General features: G+C 36.5%; 13 protein-coding genes. 1 reads left to right on the top strand and 12 read right to left on the bottom strand.

Annotated features, from left to right (window positions below; all coding sequences use genetic code 11):
• Positions 1–52: 52 nt before the first annotated feature.
• Positions 53–961, bottom strand: a complete 909-nt coding sequence (locus A9178_RS11510) for an acetaldehyde dehydrogenase (acetylating) (RefSeq protein WP_068675434.1) — start codon at positions 959–961, stop codon at positions 53–55.
• 233 nt (positions 962–1,194) lie between these two features.
• Here A9178_RS11510 and A9178_RS11505 point away from each other — a divergent pair, with 233 nt between their 5' ends.
• Entirely contained in the window at positions 1,195–1,971 is a 777-nt protein-coding gene (locus tag A9178_RS11505; protein WP_068675432.1) for an IclR family transcriptional regulator, read from the top strand.
• Between the two features lie 59 nt (positions 1,972–2,030).
• On the opposite strand, the gene A9178_RS11500 is transcribed toward A9178_RS11505, so the two are convergent.
• From A9178_RS11500 to ptsG, 11 genes are all read right to left on the bottom strand, one after another.
• Entirely contained in the window at positions 2,031–3,014 is a 984-nt protein-coding gene (locus A9178_RS11500) for a catechol 2,3-dioxygenase (protein WP_068675430.1), read from the bottom strand.
• A 240-nt stretch (positions 3,015–3,254) separates the two neighbouring features.
• Positions 3,255–3,737: a flavin reductase family protein gene (locus A9178_RS11495; RefSeq protein ID WP_068675428.1), complete on the bottom strand. Its 483-nt coding sequence runs from the start codon at positions 3,735–3,737 to the stop codon at positions 3,255–3,257.
• Between the two features lie 31 nt (positions 3,738–3,768).
• The gene (locus A9178_RS11490) at positions 3,769–5,283 is read right to left on the bottom strand and encodes a 4-hydroxyphenylacetate 3-hydroxylase family protein (RefSeq protein WP_068675426.1); all 1,515 of its coding nucleotides are present in this window, start codon (positions 5,281–5,283) and stop codon (positions 3,769–3,771) included.
• Between the two features lie 203 nt (positions 5,284–5,486).
• Complete coding sequence (locus A9178_RS11485; protein WP_068675751.1) at positions 5,487–7,376, bottom strand: XylR N-terminal domain-containing protein; 1,890 nt, start codon at positions 7,374–7,376, stop codon at positions 5,487–5,489.
• A 208-nt stretch (positions 7,377–7,584) separates the two neighbouring features.
• The gene (locus A9178_RS11480; RefSeq protein ID WP_231889842.1) at positions 7,585–9,897 is read right to left on the bottom strand and encodes an arylsulfatase; all 2,313 of its coding nucleotides are present in this window, start codon (positions 9,895–9,897) and stop codon (positions 7,585–7,587) included.
• A gap of 45 nt (positions 9,898–9,942) precedes the next feature.
• On the bottom strand, positions 9,943–10,944 hold the full coding sequence (locus tag A9178_RS11475; protein ID WP_068675424.1) for a formylglycine-generating enzyme family protein: 1,002 nt from the start codon (positions 10,942–10,944) through the stop codon (positions 9,943–9,945).
• Between the two features lie 223 nt (positions 10,945–11,167).
• A complete protein-coding gene (locus tag A9178_RS11470; protein ID WP_068675422.1) occupies positions 11,168–12,328 on the bottom strand; it encodes a mannitol-1-phosphate 5-dehydrogenase in 1,161 nt (386 codons plus the stop codon).
• Positions 12,329–12,766: a PTS mannitol transporter subunit IIA gene (locus tag A9178_RS11465; RefSeq protein WP_068675420.1), complete on the bottom strand. Its 438-nt coding sequence runs from the start codon at positions 12,764–12,766 to the stop codon at positions 12,329–12,331.
• A gap of 19 nt (positions 12,767–12,785) precedes the next feature.
• Complete coding sequence (locus A9178_RS11460) at positions 12,786–14,834, bottom strand: BglG family transcription antiterminator (protein WP_231889840.1); 2,049 nt, start codon at positions 14,832–14,834, stop codon at positions 12,786–12,788.
• Between the two features lie 48 nt (positions 14,835–14,882).
• Positions 14,883–16,322, bottom strand: a complete 1,440-nt coding sequence (locus A9178_RS11455) for a PTS mannitol transporter subunit IIBC (RefSeq protein WP_068675417.1) — start codon at positions 16,320–16,322, stop codon at positions 14,883–14,885.
• Between the two features lie 255 nt (positions 16,323–16,577).
• Positions 16,578–18,629, bottom strand: coding sequence for a glucose-specific PTS transporter subunit IIBC (gene ptsG / locus A9178_RS11450; RefSeq protein ID WP_068675415.1), 2,052 nt, complete (start codon positions 18,627–18,629; stop codon positions 16,578–16,580).
• Between the last annotated feature and the right edge of the window lie 156 nt (positions 18,630–18,785).

Raw genomic sequence — 18,785 nt, 5'->3', positions numbered from 1 at the left:
TTATACAAATCTTTATGGTGGGGTGAGTAATCGGAGCCCCAGATAAGAATGTTTATACTTTCATATTTGCTAAGAAATGACTAGCATACAATTCACCGACTTTTCTTGCCGATGCAGTCATAATATCTAAATTTCCAGCATATTTAGGGAAAAAGTCTCCAGCACCTTCCACTTCATTCATCATGACTACAACAGGTAAACGCCCCCATGGAGTATCACGATAGTCAATAATTGGTTCTCCTTTTAAACGGTAACCTGGTACATATTCTGAAACGTCTTCAATCATTCCATAAATAGACTTCTTAATTTCATCTGTGTCAAAATCTTTCTCTTTAATCGCAGCATAAACCGTATTCGTCATGGTAATTGGAGGTTCAGCTGGATTAAATACAGGTATCGCTCTAGCCGTTTTAGCACCACCCACTTTCACTAGAGAGTTTGCAGTTGTTCTAGTAAATTCATCGACATTTTGTCTTGTTCCAGGACCAATCGCTTTACTTGCAACTGTTGCAATCATTTCGGCATAGTGAACAGGAACAACTCTAGAGACGGCATGAACAAGTGGTGTAGTTGCTTGCCCTGCACAGGATACCATGTTTACATTTCTCGCTTCGATATGTTCATTTAAATTTACAGGTGGTACCAAATAAGGTCCTACTGCTGCAGGGGTTAAATCAATTGCCATTTTACCCGCTGCTCTTAACTGCTCAGCAGCTTGAATGTGAGCTTTTGCACTAGTTGCATCAAAAACAATCTTGATTTCTGGATCAGCTAAAATATCATTAATTCCTTCATGACTGGATCCAATCCCAGCTTCCCTCGCCCTTCGTAACCCTTCAGATTCTGGGTCAATACCAGCCACTAATGATACTTCCATAGCTCCATCATTCTTTAAAATTTTGTACATGAGATCTGTACCAATATTTCCAGAACCTAATATCGCTACTTTTACTTTTGACATTTGACCTTCCACCTTCCTCAATAAGCAATCAATATTTAATCTAAGTATAGTAATCTATACATCCCATAACAATGCCAATGTCCCTTTATAGTAGACGTTTTCTGAATTTTTAATTATAATTATCCTTAGAAAACTTGGCATCCACCAAGCCTTTGGGTGGATGCCTTAGTTGCACTTATGCAGACGGGAAAGATTTTATACTTTCCTACCTGCCTAAAAGGAGGACAATCGCTATGAAACAAACCGAATCTAAAAATCTACTATCATCAGTGAACAATGCCCTTCGGATATTACACGCCTTTACTATGGAACAACCACAAAAAGGAGTTCGTGAACTTGCATCTGAACTCGGAATAGGAAAAAGCAGTGTACAACGAATTCTAGTCACACTCGCATCGCAAGGTTTTGTACGTAAGAATGAGGAAACGAATAAATATGAACTTGGTCTATCCGTACTAGAGTTAAGTTCTATCTTCTTAGGAAATATTGACCTTCATCATGAAGCATTTCCCATTGTAGCGAAACTCGCACATACCCATAAAGAAACATCTCATCTGGCAATCTTGGATAAACTCGAGGTTGTTTACTTATGCAAAGTTGAGAGTGACAACTCCATTGAATTACGATCCCATTCTGGATTGCATAATCATACACATTGTACAAGCTCAGGAAAGCTTTTACTTGCACATAGTGAATCATATCTTGTCGACTCTTTTTTACGTAATGGTCTTATAAAATTCACGACCACCACTATTACAGATAGAAATGAGTTTCATAACGAACTAAACAAAATTCGTAAACAAGGATATTCTGTAAGTAGGGGGGAATTTAGACGTGATGTTACCTCCGTTTCCGCACCAATTCGTGACCATTCAGGTAAAGTTATTTCCGCTATCAATCTAGTTGGCCCAAGTAACCGCTTTACTTTACCAAGAATACAATTCTTTGCACGTGAACTAATCCGTGCTGGGGAATTGATATCTGAAAGACTTGGTTACTGGAGCAGATAAATTTAATATGTAAAATGGGAAGGTTTCTTTAAATACTATTTAAAGAAACCTTTTTCCCATTATTTAGACTTTACAGCTTCTTGTAACGTTACAGGAGTACCTTGGTTCCACCATGAATCAGGAAAAGCAGTACCAATCCAAGTATCCCCATATCCAGGTGTATCTTTCATTTCCCAAATGACAGGTTCCCAAGTTGGGTCAGTTATTAAATATCCTGCGTCACCAAATAGCTCAATACGGTTTCCACCTGGCTCGTATACATACATACAGAACGCTTGACTAATACCATGTTTGTTTGGCGGTACTTCAATAAAGATATCATTATCTTTTAACAGATCTGCAACATCATATAGGTTTTGTGGAATTCCATACCAGTAGCATAGGTGATGCAGTTTACCCGGAATTTGATTTGGTTCTGGCATAAATGCAATTTCATGCACCAAGTTAGAAACACTCATCCAACTAGCAAGAACATTACCATTATCCTGGATTTGCTCTCTGACTCTAAATCCAAGTGCATCCACTAAAAAATCTGTATTTTTAGCTGGATTTGCAGTCATAAGATTAATATGATCCAAGCGACGCACAGGTACACCGCGATCAGGACGCTTTACATTACGGTTTAAAAGTCTTGTTTTTTCTTCTTCTTTTGGTTGATAGTATTCAACGTCAAATAGCAACTCCATATTGTGACCATCAGGTGTTGCAAACTGATATGCTGGGCCATGTCCGATATCTCCATTAATCCAACCTTGACCTAATCCAGTTGCCTTAACCGCTTCCACACGACGTTCTAGTGCTTGTGGTGATTGTGTTCGCCATCCTATGTGACCCAAACCAGCATCATTAGATTCAGTAATTTTCAGCGTGTTTTGATACGTATCCTCATAAGCTTTTAAATATACAGATTGACCTTCACGAGCCGTTACATCCATCCCCAAAAATCTAGTAAAAAATTCTACAGACTCTTGTGGCTTTGGAGATAAAAGCTCAACATGTGCTAATTGTGCTACATCAAAAATTGGTTCTTTAAACTGACTCATTACAAATTCCTCCCTGTAATTAAATAGTTTTATTTTTTAGGAAACGCTTTCATTTCCAGCTTCAACCTAGATGTCTTTGCTATTAACTATATAATAATCAGTTTTAAAGCGTTTTCAAATCCCTTTGTCCCTCTATAACGGACAAATTATATTATTTTACTAAATTTTTTAAATAGATTTAATATTTAACGTGAGCTAACAATTTGTTTGAATTGTACAAACAAATTGTTAGCTGCAAGATTACATAACTAGATTACTTGTTTTTTCTAAAGAAGAATATTGACCTTTATAAAAAAGTAACGGATCCGAACATTCCTGAAGCTTCAGATCAACTACTTTTCCAATAAAAAGCGTATGGTCCCCTTCTACATGCTCATTTACAACTTCACACGAAATTTGTGTTGAAGCTCCTTTGATAACCGGTAGATCCGCTAACCATTCAAAATCAACATGTCTTTCCTCTTTGATTTGACCTGCAAATATCATCGATAAGTCCTTTTGATTATTAGACAGAATGTTTACAGCATACTTTTTACTTTTACGGATTTTTTCTAGCATGCTTGCATTTTCTCCAATAGAAATAACAACCAGTTTTGGATCCAAAGAAACAGACATAAATGCATTAGCTGTCATTCCATGAACATCCCCATTAAATTCTGTTGTAATCACATTTACTCCAGTAGCGAATTTCCCCATAGCATTTCTAAATTGACGATCATCCATACTAAATCCTCCCCTTTAGAAATTTATCAATTTATTGTTTTACCAAATTATCAACTTCAGATGGATTAATCCATGTTTTATTCGTCCATCCATTTAAGTCATAATCACTCATTGCTAAATCCGCAAATGCTTTATACGATTCTGCTGCACCTACTGCTTCCGCATGTTTCAATGCCTCTAAACGAATATTTTCTGTATTACCTGCATAGTTTACTTCATAAAGCTCATGACGTCCTCCAAATTCAGAACCAATAGCATCCCAAATCATTTTTAGTAATTTAACTCGTTCTTCTGCAGAAATTCCAGTACCACGGTAATATTTGTCAATAAATGGTCTTGTATCTGGATTTAAAAAATCTTTTGAACTGGAAGGTAATTGAATCAGGCCACCGGCAACCACTTGTTCAAAAATATTTTTAACCCTCACCCAAGTATTTGGCGCAAGTACACGATAAGCATTTGCAGCGAACCCATTCGGAACTGCTACACCATTCATTCCTTCATCTGGATCACTAGCCATGGCTGTTGTTAGACTCCATATCATATTACGAAGCGCTAATACTTCCCCAATATTGACCTGCACTCCTCTAAATTGCTTTGTACCTGCTCCCTCTGTAGCTTTTAGCAGTAATCCTGCCATGAAATCTAGTTTTACAGCTAACCGAGACGCACCGTGGAAACTGAATCTATTTACAAAACCCGTCTCAGGTACAAAATTATTTGATACATCCACATTTTTATAAGCCAAAACATCTTCCCATGGAATGAATACATTATCCAATACGATAACTGAATCATTTTCATCAAAGCGGCTTGAAAGTGGATAATCAAATGGTGTTCCATTTGTTGCAGCATTTAACTCAAAGGATGTGCGACTAATCATCTTCAAACCAGGTGCATTCATTGGCACTATAAAGATAAGTGCATGACTTTGGTCCCCTCCTCCTAAATCTCTCGGCCCGTAGTTCGCTACGAAATTATAGTTCGTTAATGGCGCAGAGGTACCTACCATTTTAGCACCGCTTACAATAATCCCATCATCTCTCTCTTCAAGCGCACGTACAAATACATCTTTGTTTTCATGAAGTGGTTTGGAACGATCAACTTGTGGATTAATGATGGTATGGTTAACGAATGGTACATCTTTGGATGCTTTTCTGTACCATGCCTTTGCATTATCCTCAAAACCTACATAATAGTCTGCAAATCCATTTAAATGACCAAGAAAAGAAGCTTTATAATCAGGAGTACGCCCCATAAATCCATAACTCAACTTAGCCCATTCAGCAATCGCATCCCTAGTTTTAAGTAAATCCTCAGAACTTCTTGGTGTTTTAAAGAACCAATGTGTTTTATCTCCATATTCATTTTCGGTAACTAACTTTTTGCTTGTTTCGGGATCATGTAGCGCATCATACATTCTTGCATAGGAACGTGCCGCATTTCGAAATGCTGGATGAGTTGTTACATCCTCTACTTTTTCACCGTTTAAATAAACTTCTCTACCGTCTCTTAAACTTTCCAAATACTCTTTACCTGTTAACATTCATTCATCCTCCAATGCTTTTTATGTTTTTACTATTGCTACAGTTCTTATGTTTATTTTATTTAAAAGCGCTTACATAAACAACAACACCAGATGTTTGAATATACATAATTTTTAAACATAAAATGTTAGTATATGCAAATTACCATTCTAAACTTAAAATATACAAAATTAAAAAGCCCCCATCTTTGGAGACTTTGGTATTAATATTTTTCAAGATGATTAATTTTTCCAATTGATATTAATGTTTGTATGGATAACAATAATTTGTACGATACTTCTGGGTTTCTTAAGTCTTGTTCTAATAATTTTTCAATTTTTCCAACTCGATACCTGAGTCCACTTAATGATAACGCTAAATCAGAAGCGGTTTGTTCTAAATTTCCACCATTTTGTAAATAGACGTATAATGTTTTAATTAATTCCATTTTTTTGTGGTCTTCCAAATCATCACAAAGAGGTTTTAGAGTGTTTATTGCAGTTCTTTCAACTTCTATTTGGTTATTCGTACTGATTAAAGATCCAATAATTCCTAAAGATTCAAATTCCATTATGTTATTTTCTTCTGTAGTCATTCTCATAGAAGTAAGAGCTTCATTATAACTGGCAGAGGCTTTTTCAATTTCTTCAGACTCCATACTAATTCCCGCTCGAAACGTTACAGACGGATACATATTTGATAGGTTTTCTAAATAACTTGAACATAGATATTTAATTCCTTTATCCTTTATTTCACTTTTTAGAACTAATAGTACTAAATCATTTGCTTGTTGCCCCATCAAAATATGAATATCCAGTTTTTGAAAATAAGTTGATGTACCTTTTATCATTTCTTCAAGAAAGGTTAATTCTTCCTTATAATTCTTTTTAAATAAATCAAAGCGGATGACCATGATGTAATATGGTTGTAATAAATCTAATCCTACAAAGGTACTTCTTCTTAAAATCTCTTCTTTTGTATATTCATTGTTAACAATTTGTTCTAAAAATCGACCTTTCATTCGATTTTCTGCTTCCGTTTCCGTTCTCTTATTTAATATATATAAAGCACAAATTGAGGAAATTCGTTCAATAATCATTTGAAGAAATGTTGAATTCTCTTCCTCAGATCCTTCATACACGAAAGAACAATATCCAATTGTTTTCCCTTGTAAAACAATTGGAGTAGTTATTCTAAAATAATCTTCCATTTTTATTATTTTCGTTCGTTGAAATGATTTTTTCATTGTTTCTTTACACTGAACATACTCTTTAAATGATTCATTTAGTCCATTCAATTGTTCAGCTGAAATTCCCCCTGATGCAATGGGATGTAAATCTGAATTTTCGATTAAAATCGGAGTTTGTGTTAAATTAAATACGAAATCCGTGATAGAATCCAAATCTTTTCCTTTTAAGATTTCTTCCGTTAATTTATTATATATAGAAGAAACTTTTTGTAAATGATTCCGTTCTTCTAACAACTTTTCAAACGTTAGTTCCAGTTCTTTTACAATAGGTTCCTCATTGTAATATTTCAGTTCTTCATTCATATCCTCTGTCCAGTAATCAATCGTTCTACCAACATATTTACAGATTTTATCCCCTTTTCCAACACATGATACTTCCTTAAATAACACAGTTTGATTACAAACCTCAGTAAGAAATCCACTAGCATATCCAGCCAATGTATGGCAAACCGGCTCGTCAGCTATTCCAAATTGATCAATATGCTCCTCTACTTCATATGAATGTTCCCATGTACCTTCCAAATAAGTAGAGATTTTATTCCCGTGCTTTTCTGCCCTCAAATTTGTTATGGTTGGAATAACATGTCCTTGTAACTGATGATAAACAGGACCTTTTTGGATAATTGTTTCGATTGGTTCACTTTTAAACTTTTTTAGTATGGTCTTGGCATCTTTCCGTCCAAGGTCAGCCCCATAACGAATCAAGAAACCTTTTACCCTTTCCTTTCCTATGTTCAAGTATAAATCTTTTCTTAAAATACCAAATGAAGATGTTGGGACTAAAATCGCTCTGCTACCTTCTGTATAAATTAAACCATCGTCTTTAAAACTTATATCACGCTCAAGCTGCAGGTATTTTTTCACTTCCAAACATTCTTCACTCCTTATTAGTAGTAACTTTAGACTACGACTTTTGTAAACGTTTACATAATTCAAGTGCAGTAATATTTAAATTATAAAGAATATTACATAATTAATCAATTGACATGGAAACACTAATTTTCACATAGAAACTGAAGGTTTTTGTTGGAATGTAAGAAGGAGCAGATCAATAACCGCTCCTCCATTATTTTTATTCAAATAGTACTCGTTCGGCCTCTTCAAAATCATATTGAACCTTTTCAATTTCACCAGTGAATGGGAAGCTTCCCTCTTCCGCATATTCTGGGCTTACAGGATATAGTAAATCTTTTCCAATATCCAACCCTTCGAAAGCCGTTTTTAGTGGGAGTGTTTTTATTTCAGTTTCAGCAACACGCTCATCATTAATCTTTAGTGTGCCTGTACCTTGGTTCTCACCTGTGTTTTCAAATCTAAATGTTACGATATTTTCTCCATCACTTAAATTCTCTTCTGAGGTCATGGTAAATCTTTCCGCCCCATTATGATACTCATAATGAAGAATGTTATCTTTTACATAGAACGTATATCCACTCTTATCATTACCTAAGGCTAAGAGGACTCCTTCGTCACCTTTTTCAAAATGTATTGGAATGGTAATCTCATGGTTACGATCCAATGTCAGTGGTGTAGCAGATTCACTTAAATGAGACATTGCAGGATAATACGTAAACGATTTTTTTGCCCGTATGTTATCCGCCGGTAAATTAGCTAGACCTTCCAAGAAATTCTCTGACAACGGTAAGACATTATTTTTTTCTGCTTCTTCATTCCAAATCTTAACAAGTTCTTCTACTTTTTCCGGGTTTTCGTCCGCTATATTATTTAATTCCGAGAAATCTTCTGTTACATTGTAAAGTTCCCATGTATCACCATCAAAATCAGTACCAGGTTCATGAACGGAAATCGCCTTCCATCCATCATGATAAATCGTACGTTTTCCACTATGTTCGAAGTACTGTGTGTCCTTCCCTGTTTCGGCATCTGAATTGTCAAACGTTTCAGCAAAACTAACTCCTGTGACTTCCATTTGGTCCACGCCGTTTAATTCTTGTGGCGGCTCAATACCTAGTACATCATATACAGTTGCCGTGATATCACTAACATGCGTAAATTGTGTTCTAACTTCACCTTTCGCCTCTATCCCGTTCGGCCAATGTACAATCATAGGTGTACGTATTCCACCAGCATGTGTTGTACCTTTAAATTTTGGAAAAGGTGTATTACTTACTTGGGACCAACCAGCAGGGTAATCACTATTTGTCGATTCTCCGCCAATTTCATCGTATTCTTCCTTTACAGAATCGAAATCTGCAACTATCTTATTATAAGCAACAGCTTGGTTCGTTGCTCCATTAGGTCCACCGGAAAAGCTAGCACCATTATCAGAAATTAACACAATCATTGTATTATCTAGTTCTCCCGTTTCCTCAAGCGTATCCATCAACTTACCAACTTGTTCATCCGTATGTGTTAAAAATCCTGCATATGTCTCCATAAATCTTGCATACACTTTCTTTTGCTCATCACTTAAACTATCCCACTCTTGTACGCCTTCCTCACGTGGAGCAACTTCTGCATCTTCAGGGATAATCCCAAGTTCTTTCTGTTTCTTAAATCGCTGCTCCCGTATAACATCCCAGCCGTCATCATACTTGCCTTCATACATTTTAATATATTCCTCTGGCACCTGATGTGGCATATGTTGTGCACCAAATCCAAGATACATAAAGAATGGATCATCCGGACGAACCGATACTTGATCTGTAACATATTGTATAGCATTTGCAACAATATCTTCAGAGTAATGATAACTTTCTGTATCAGGTAAAGGTACTGGACTATTATCCCTAAATAATTCTGGTCGGAACTGATCAGAAGAATCTTCTAAGTTTCCATAGTACCTATCAAACCCTCTTCCAAGCGGCCATCTATCATATGGACCAGCAGGAGAAAGCTCTACTGTTGGCGTAATATGCCATTTTCCAAGTCCATAATTTGTATACCCATTTTCGCCTAATACCTCTGTTACAAAACCGGCTTCTTCGGTAATTTCGGCTCTACGGCTTGGATTGTCTTCTCCAAAATCAAAGTTTGCTACATTTCCCATTCCAACGGCATGATTATTTCTTCCTGTTAATAAGGAAGCTCGTGATGGAGAACAAACTGGCGCTGCATGAAAATTATTATACTTTAAACCATTTTCGGCTAGCTCATCTATGTTTGGTGTACTGATTTCAGATCCAAAGCTACCGAAATCAGAGAAGCCCATATCATCTAATACGATATACATGACATTTGTTTTTTCTTCTACTTTTGCTTGATTTTCTGCGTCTTCTTGAGGAGCCACATCAGCATCCGCCTCCTCCGTCTGCGTTTGACACCCCCCTAAGAAAATAGTCGCTGCCAAAGCCGCCGTGCCGAACATAGACACCTTCCTGACGTACTTCGACCAAGGCTTTTCATCTCTTTTTTTATATTCCAAGATCAATTTCCTCCTTTTTAATGATAGATTCATAACGTGATTAATTTAAACGTCTGTCACACAACGAAAACCGATGTTCCCTGACGAACTATTAGGGGTATTCCTCGACCGAGCTGCTACCCGATATCGATTACAATATGAGGCATGGCATAGGTATGAACCACCACGCATTACTCGAGACTCGCCTGTTTTTGGACCTTGTGGATTTGTTCTTCCACCCCGGTCTCGTACACTCTTAGCAAACCAATCTAAACACCATTCCCAAACGTTTCCGACCATATTGTATAGGCCGTATCCATTTGCCGGAAAAGAAGAAACAGGCGCAGTACCTATGTATCCATCTTCCTCTGTATTTGTCTTTGGAAACTCCCCCTGCCAAACATTGCAAAGATGTTCATTCAATTCATCGCCCCATGGAAATTTCTTATGTTCTAAACCACCACGAGCTGCAAATTCCCATTCCGCTTCTGTTGGTAGTCTTTTACCCGCCCATTCACAATAAGCTTGGCAATCATTCCATGACACATGGACAACGGGGTGTTCTAATCTATTTTCTATGTTAGAATCCAGTCCCTCTGGATGTTTCCAAGATGCGCCCTGCACCACAAGCCACCATGGTGTTTGCTGAGCAACTTGTTTTACTTTTCGTTTCGTTTTCTCACTAACTAATTGATAGAAAACAAATGACCATCCAAATCGCTCGGCATCTGTAATATAACCAGTGCTTTGAACAAACTCTTTAAATTCCGCATTAGTAACAGTATGCGCATCCATATGGAATGAATCTACCGTAACCTTTCTAACAGGGCCTTCCCCATCTTCTGGATAACCTTCTTTATCTTTTGTTCCCATAAAGAAGCTACCACCTGGAATATAAACCTTTTTACCTAGGAAACCTTCTTTTATGTTTGGAACCGAACTTTCGTTTAAGTCTTCTTTTATTAATTCTGAATCATTTTTCACCTCAATAATGTCATTCCGACTCATGCTACAGCAATGCGATGTCTTAGTCTGGTTCAACAGAATCCCCCCTTGTTTTTCATGCATTACTTTTTTTCACTATTTGCATTTAATAAAACACTTTCATTTAGCACCTCCTAATCTGTTTCTTTATCAAATATTACAAAAATTTAATATTCTTTGGAAGAGCTTTGTCCCGATATAAGAAACATATTGAATTCTTAGCGGATTAGATAAAACTTACTTCATACTAATTAGTTATAGATATAAGGAAAAGAGGCGATCAATGTTGATCGCCTCTTTTCCTTAATTATTTTCTTAATACCTCAATTTCCTCTAATTCCTTTAATACTAACTTAACCAATGGATGGTCAGGTTCTAGTTCAGCTATCGTTTGAAACGTTTTTTCATGCCCATTTTCGGAAATCATTTGTTGAAGTTTTTGAGCTTCATCATCTTGTTCATTTTTATATTCAAGGACTGTTGCGATAACTTTAGCAAGGTAAATTGGCTCTTTTCCAGTTACATTGAGGTACATGGTTGCTGGTTTAACTAAGCGATCTTGTGGGCCAAGTTTACGGATTGGTCCTCTAGCAACTCTTGTTACTTCATCAGATATATATGGATTTTTGAAACGGTCAATAATTTTATGAATATACTCTTGATGCTGTGTACGATCAAATTGATAGGTTTGTATCAATGCTTCACCAGATTCATTTAATGCCCCTTCAATAATCTCCTGAATGTTTTTATCCTTCATTGCTTCATTAATAGTTGCATATCCCATATAACGACCTAAATACGCTGGTACGGAATGTCCCGTATTTACGGTAAATAATTTCCGCTCAATATATGGTTTTAAGTCTTTCACAAAGGTAACTCCATTAATTTCCGGTTTTTCACCTTTTATAGCTGTTTCTTCTACTACCCATTCATAATAAGGCTCTACGGAAACTTGAAGAAGATCATCATTCTTCTGATTTGGTACAATCCGATCTACTGCCGCATTTGGAAAAGCATAAAGTTCATTAAATGTAGCCTTATCATCTTCTGAAATATGATCAAAGACTTTTTCCTTTAATAAAGAACTACCGCCAATCATATTCTCACAGGCAATCAAATTTAATTCTTTTGGATTGGTTTTCGCTCGTTCTTTTAACCCTTTAGCAATTAATTCAGAGATAATCGCTAGAATATTCGGTCCTACTGCTGTTGTGATAATATCTGCTTTTGTAATTGCATCAACAACTTGATCCGGATTTGTCACACTGTTTATACCAGAAACATTTTTGACAGTTAATGTTTCACTATTTTCCGAAGCTAAAACAACATTGTACTGTTGTTTTTGATTTATTTCGTTAATAATGGTTTCATTCACATCGACAAAAGTGGTATGATAATTTGCTTGGTAAAGTAATGCACCAATAAAACCACGGCCGATATTCCCAGCACCAAAATGTACGGCTAGCATTTAGTTCACCTCTTCTAATAGGTCAAGAATTTCTTGTTGAGATGAAGCATTTACGATTTTATCGATATTCTCAACTTCAGAACAGATAATAGCAATTTTAGATAGAATTTCTAAATGCTCGTCTCCTTTTCCAGCAATTCCGATCAATACTTTAACGATGTTTCCTCCACCAAAGTCAACTCCATCTGGTACGGTAACAACAGACAAACCTGTTTCTAATACATTTTTCTTAGCATCTTCCGTACCATGAGGAATAGCAAGTCCATTTCCCATAAAAGTTGATGCTACATCTTCTCTTTCCAACATTTTTTCAATATAGGATTCTTCAACATATCCCCCATCCACTAAGATCTTACCTGTATAGCGAATTGCTTCCTCTTTTGAATTTAGTTTCACTTGAAGATGAATATTGTCTTTGCTTAAAATTTCTTTTGCCATGTTGTCATACACTCCTATGTTAAATTTTTTCTTTTATAAAATCATACAGTTTATTAGCAAGAAACTGTTTCAATTGTTGTTCGTTTTCGTTAGTAAACAAACGTACGGTTTCTTGCTCTTGTATGATTAGACTACTTAAATAACTAAATATTTCCAACACTTCATTACTCGTGACATCCGGTGCAAGCATCAATAAAACTCGATGAATCTCCATTTCTTCTCCATCCATTCCTCGAACAATTAAAGGATTTCTTAAGGAGTAGATGCTAAAACTCGGAATCATTACATTCACTGATCGCGTATGGTAAAGGGATAGGTATGTATTTGGTATACCAAGACCACCTAATTTTTCTCTACTGAGTAATTTTAATAAAACTGACTCTTTATTATTTATTATTTTACATTCCTCTAGTTCCATACAAATAGATTTTAAAATAGTTTCTACTGACTGATTTTCAGGAATAGATTGGACTGAAAAATGCCTCAATAAACTCATAATGGCCCTAGAATAATTTTCAATGGTCTCCAATTTATTTAGTGACTGATAGTTTTTTTCTTCCTTGCTTCTTTTTCTCTTTGGTATAAGAGACTTTTTTCTAATTTCTTTCTTAATCCTATGAATTTCTGCTTCTGTAAGCATTGGTGATGTTAAAATATAATTACCTTCAACCTTTTCTAATGGGATAGTTGAAACGATAAGATCATATTCCCTCATTACATCGTCTTCAAGATCAAATAAAGATTTATTTTCAACTTCACGGATTTCCGGAATTTTTTGCATTAGCTTCGTAGCCAAGATTTTAGATGTACCAATTCCACTTGAACAAATGACAAGTGCTTTTAAATTGGATTTCCCTTCTACTTGAAGTAAAGTTGCAGCAAAATGAAGCACAAGATACCCAATCTCGTCTTCCGGAAAATTAATATCTGGAAATGTCTCTACAACACCCTTTTGAACTATTTGAAAAAAATCAAAATAATCCCTTTTAATTTCCTTTAGCATCGGATTTTTAATGGTCATTCCTTGCTTCAAACGAAAAACTGCTGGCTTTAAATGAATGGTTAGATCATTTAAAAGTTTATTATTATCCGCAAGATCCTTCTTCAGCAGTTTACTTACATTGCGGATAAGTTCATTCGCCTTTAGGGCAATGTCTAAACTGTTATCTTCCATCAAGTTATTGCGGTCTGTCCGCAATTTTGCACCAAGTAAATGCATCGTAATATAACCAATCTCATCAACTGGAATGTTAAGGGAAAGATCGAACTCTAGCTCTTGAATAATTTTCTTGGCAGTCTTATATTCTTCCGTTCCTTCTATTTTTTGTAAATAATCCTCATCAAAATGAATGACATCCCCATTTTGTAACCTTTGGATTGCCAATGTAAGATGAACAACCAATCCAACATAGCCACTTTCAGCAAGTTCATAAGGTAGATTCTTACAAGCTTGTTCTACTCGCTTTTCGATTATTTCCAAATCTTTTGGATTCACATAATCCATTAATCGATTTGTAATATGGTTTCGTCGTTTTGAGTTTTGTTGGATTTGTTTTTTTAACTGATTAGCAAGTCCTATCGGGTGAATATTTTGTGAAATCAAGTGACTAAGCGCAGAACGCTTTTTTGCTTCATTTCCTTCAATCCTAATCCCTAATCCTTTTTGTCGGACAATAGAAAGATCAAAAGATTCAACTTCATCTTCTAATTGATTTAAATCACTGCTGATTGTTGCACTTGTTACCCCAAGTTCATGAGCAAGTGTAAATAACTTAATTGGTTCTTTTTTTTCGAGGAGCATCGTCAATATGATTGCTTTTCGTTCTTCTGGGGTAAAATCTGTAGCAGCTTCACCTATAATGAGAGAGTGAAGCTGCTCTTTATCTTTACTTTTTCCTTCAATTCGCAAACCTAGTCCCATTTTCTTTTCTAACTTTAAATGATAGTCAGCCAAAGTATGCTCAATCTTTTTTAAATCACGGTGAATGGTTCTTTCACTAACTTCAAGAATTTCGGCTAAATCCTTTACCTTTACTTCCTCTACGGCAGTTAACAAATGTAAAAGCATTTTCCGCTCTCGACCAGATATATACAAACCACTCACCTCAAAAATTTATTATTTTTTAAGTCGTTCTATTAACTCATCATATCTTGGACTATTTAAGAAATTATCCACAGAAATATGTTCAGCATCCGGAAGTTTCGCTTTGGCACGATCAGTTAATTCCTTCTGAGTGATAACAATATCTGCATCATTTGGAATGTCATTGATTGCCTTATTTGTTACATCGATGTTAATCTCATTCTTTTTAAATTTATTTTTAAGTAGGGAAGCCCCCATCGCACTTGAACCCATTCCAGCGTCACATGCAAAGATAATTTTGTTGACTTCTTCAGCTTGTTTTTCTTTTTCTACTTCTTCTTGTGGTCGATTAGCCTCTACTTGGTCTTGATTTAAGACATTGGTAACTGTACTCTTCTTCCCTTTCATTGCTTCCATCTTGTCAGCTGCTGCACTTAAATCTTCTTCCCCTTGTTTACCTGATTTAAGAATAATTGCTGCAACAATAAAGGTTACCGCGGCTGCAACTAGAACACCTAAAATAATACCTAAATAACTATGTTTTTCAGCCATAGCGAGTAATGCAAAGATACTACCCGGTGATGCAGCTGCAACAAGCCCAGCATCAAATAATTGGAACGTAAATACACCACTTACCCCACCAGCAATCACGGCAAGGAATAACATTGGCTTCATCATGACATAAGGGAAATAGATTTCATGAATTCCACCTAAAAAATGAATGATTGCTGCGCCAGGTGCGGAACTCTTTGATGCGCCTTTTCCAAAAATTGCAAATGCAAGCAAAATACCTAAACCAGGTCCTGGGTTAGATTCCAATAGGAACAGAATAGATTTACCTACATCCGCTGCCTGTTCAACCCCAATAGGACTCAATATTCCATGGTTGATCGCATTGTTTAAGAATAGAATTTTCGCTGGTTCAATAATAATATTGGCAAGCGGCAATAAACCGGCACCGACAATCACTTCAACACCAGAAGCTAAAGCGTGGTTTAGACCTTCCACTAATGGCCCAATACCAAGTACTGCAGCGATAGCAAGCAATGCTCCTAAAATACCAGAAGAGAAGTTATTATAAAGCATTTCAAAACCTTGTCTAACTTTCCCCTGAAACACTTCATCAATTTTCTTCATTAGATATCCCGCTAGTGGACCCATAACCATGGCTCCTAGGAACATCGGTATATCTGCACCAACAATGACACCCATAGTTGCTGTAGCACCAACTACACCACCACGTAAATCATAAATCATTCTTCCACCAGTAAAACCAATTAACAGTGGTAGTAAATATTTAATCATCGGATCAACTAAAGTTGCGATCGATTCATTTGGGAACCAACCATCTGGTATAAAGAGGGCAGTGATAATCCCCCAAGCAATAAACGCACCAATATTCGGCATAATCATACCGCTTAAATAGCTTCCAAAGCGTTGAATCTTGGCGCGTGCTCCTTTATTTTCAGCCATAAAATAGCTCTCCTTTCATAATCAAAACATATATATTATTGTAACTCCGCTTCATTTTCGTATTCAACAACATCTAAATATAATTTTGACAAACCTCATGTTGACAACATTGAATTTGGGACATGGGGACAGGTTCCTTGTCCCAATTTCCAAATTAAAAAGCTGATAAATTTGGAATGATGAAAATTTCCAAATCTATCAGCTTGAATTATTTGTTTTACCTATTTATCGGGACGATGGACCTGTCCCTTCGTCTCAAATTTTTATTATATTTTTTTCTTCTCTTTCTACTGTTCCTTGTTTTTCAATAATAACTTTTTCGCCGGCTTTAAGGTTTGTGAATACAATTGGTGTAATGGTTGATTTAGCGTTTTTGCCAATATACTCTAAGTCCGCTTTTAATAGAGGTTGTCCAGCTTTAACGGTATCTCCTTCACTTACCAACAGTTCAAATCCTTCCCCTTTAAGATTCACGGTATCTAGTCCGACATGAATGAGAATTTCTCTTCCACCCTCAGATTTAATTCCAAGTGCATGTTTTGTAGGGAATGCATTAATAATAGTTCCATTAACTGGTGATACAATTAATCCTTCTTCTGGCTTAATCGCAAACCCATCCCCCATCATTTTCTCGGCAAATACTTGATCTGGCACTTCCGTAATTGGGACAATTTCCCCTTTAATCGGCGCTACTATTTCTTCATTTACTACTTCATTCTGTAATGCTTCTGGGTTAACTTCCTCGATCTGCTGTTTTATTTCAGACTCTTGATCCACTTCTTTGGCAGGACGAGGTTTTTTCCCGGACATAATATCTTGCATCTGTCCTTTAATGATTTCGGAGCGCGGACCATAGATAGCTTGAATATTATTCCCAACTTCAAGGACACCGGCAGCTCCTAATTTTTTCAATTCATCCTTGTCTACAGCTTGTATATCGTTAACAGATACACGGAGCCTTGTGATACACGCATCTAAATGAGCTATATTTTCTTGTCCACCCATCGCTTCTAAGACATTATAAGCTAAGTCTCCAGCTTTTCCTTTTGATTCTGCATTCTCTTCTTCAACTGCTTCGCGACCAGGTGTCATAAGGTTGAATTTCTTAATAAAGAATCGGAATAAGAAGTAATAAATGACTGCAAATCCGATACCTACAATAATCGCTAGCCACCATGGCTCTTTTCCTGGTAAAATTCCAAATAAAGCAAAATCAATAAATCCACCAGAGAAGGTGTAACCAATGTTAACACTTAAAAACGTCATAATCATGAATGAAAGTCCATCTAAGAAAGCATGAAGTAAGAATAATAATGGTGATACAAACATAAATGAAAATTCAAGCGGCTCTGTAATACCAGTTAAAAATGATGTTAACGCACCAGATGCAAGTAATCCCGCAACTAATTTTTTACGTTCTGGTCTTGCTGCATGGTACATCGCCAATGCTGCAGCTGGAAGACCAAACATCATGATTGGATATTCCCCAGCCATGAAATTACCCGCTGTTATTTCAACGTTATCACGTAATTGTGCGAAGAAAATCGTCATATCTCCACGTACAATATCGCCCATAGCCGTTGTATAGGAACCAAATTCATACCAGAATGGCGCGTGGAAAATATGGTGTAAACCAAATGGAATGAGTAAACGTTTAATAAAACCAAATAAAAAGACAGCAAAATAGGTTCCTTCCTCAATTAGCCAGTATGATGCACTATTCATAGCACCTTGCACGGTAGGCCATACAAATAGAAGAATTAAACCTGCAATAAATGAAAATACAGCAGTTGCAATTGGTACAAATCGTTTTCCTGCAAAAAATCCTAAGAACGACGGCATTTCAATATCGTGGTACTTGTTATAAGAAAATGCTGCAATTAAACCAACAATAATACCGCCGAATACCCCGGTTTGCAATGTCGATATACCTAAAACACTAGCAAAACTAGGATCTGCTTCAATCATCTCGGGTGTTACACCCATCCAAGATCCCATTACCTGGTTTAATACTAAGTACCCAACTAAAGCAGCAAGCCCAGCAGCACCATCGCTTGCAAGACCAATCGCTACCCCTACCGCAAAAATCAAGGCAAGGTTACTAAAGATAATATTACCTGCATCCTCCATAACCGATGCAATCAGTTGAAGCCAATCTGCATGTAAGAACGGCAATAATTCAAGCATTGTTTCTTGTTGCGCTGCATTACCTAAACCAAGCAATAGACCTGCAGCTGGCAGTAACGCAACTGGAAGCATAAGTGCCTTACCAATCTGTTGCAAGACACCAAAAGCCTTTTTAAACATATAAAATCCTCCTCTTTTTCGTTTGAACTTACTATCTATAGCAGCAACCGAATTGTTTAAATAAAAGAACAAAGGCGCAAGCGCCCGTTTAGTGACGTATAGACTGCGCCTGGCCATGCCAGGTGGTCCGATGTTGCCGCGCAAAGCGGCGGTTTT

The sequence above is a fragment of the Oceanobacillus sp. Castelsardo genome (assembly GCF_001659985.1).
In the GTDB taxonomy this organism is placed as follows: domain Bacteria; phylum Bacillota; class Bacilli; order Bacillales; family Amphibacillaceae; genus Oceanobacillus.
This window is presented reverse-complemented; position numbering and strand designations above follow the sequence as displayed.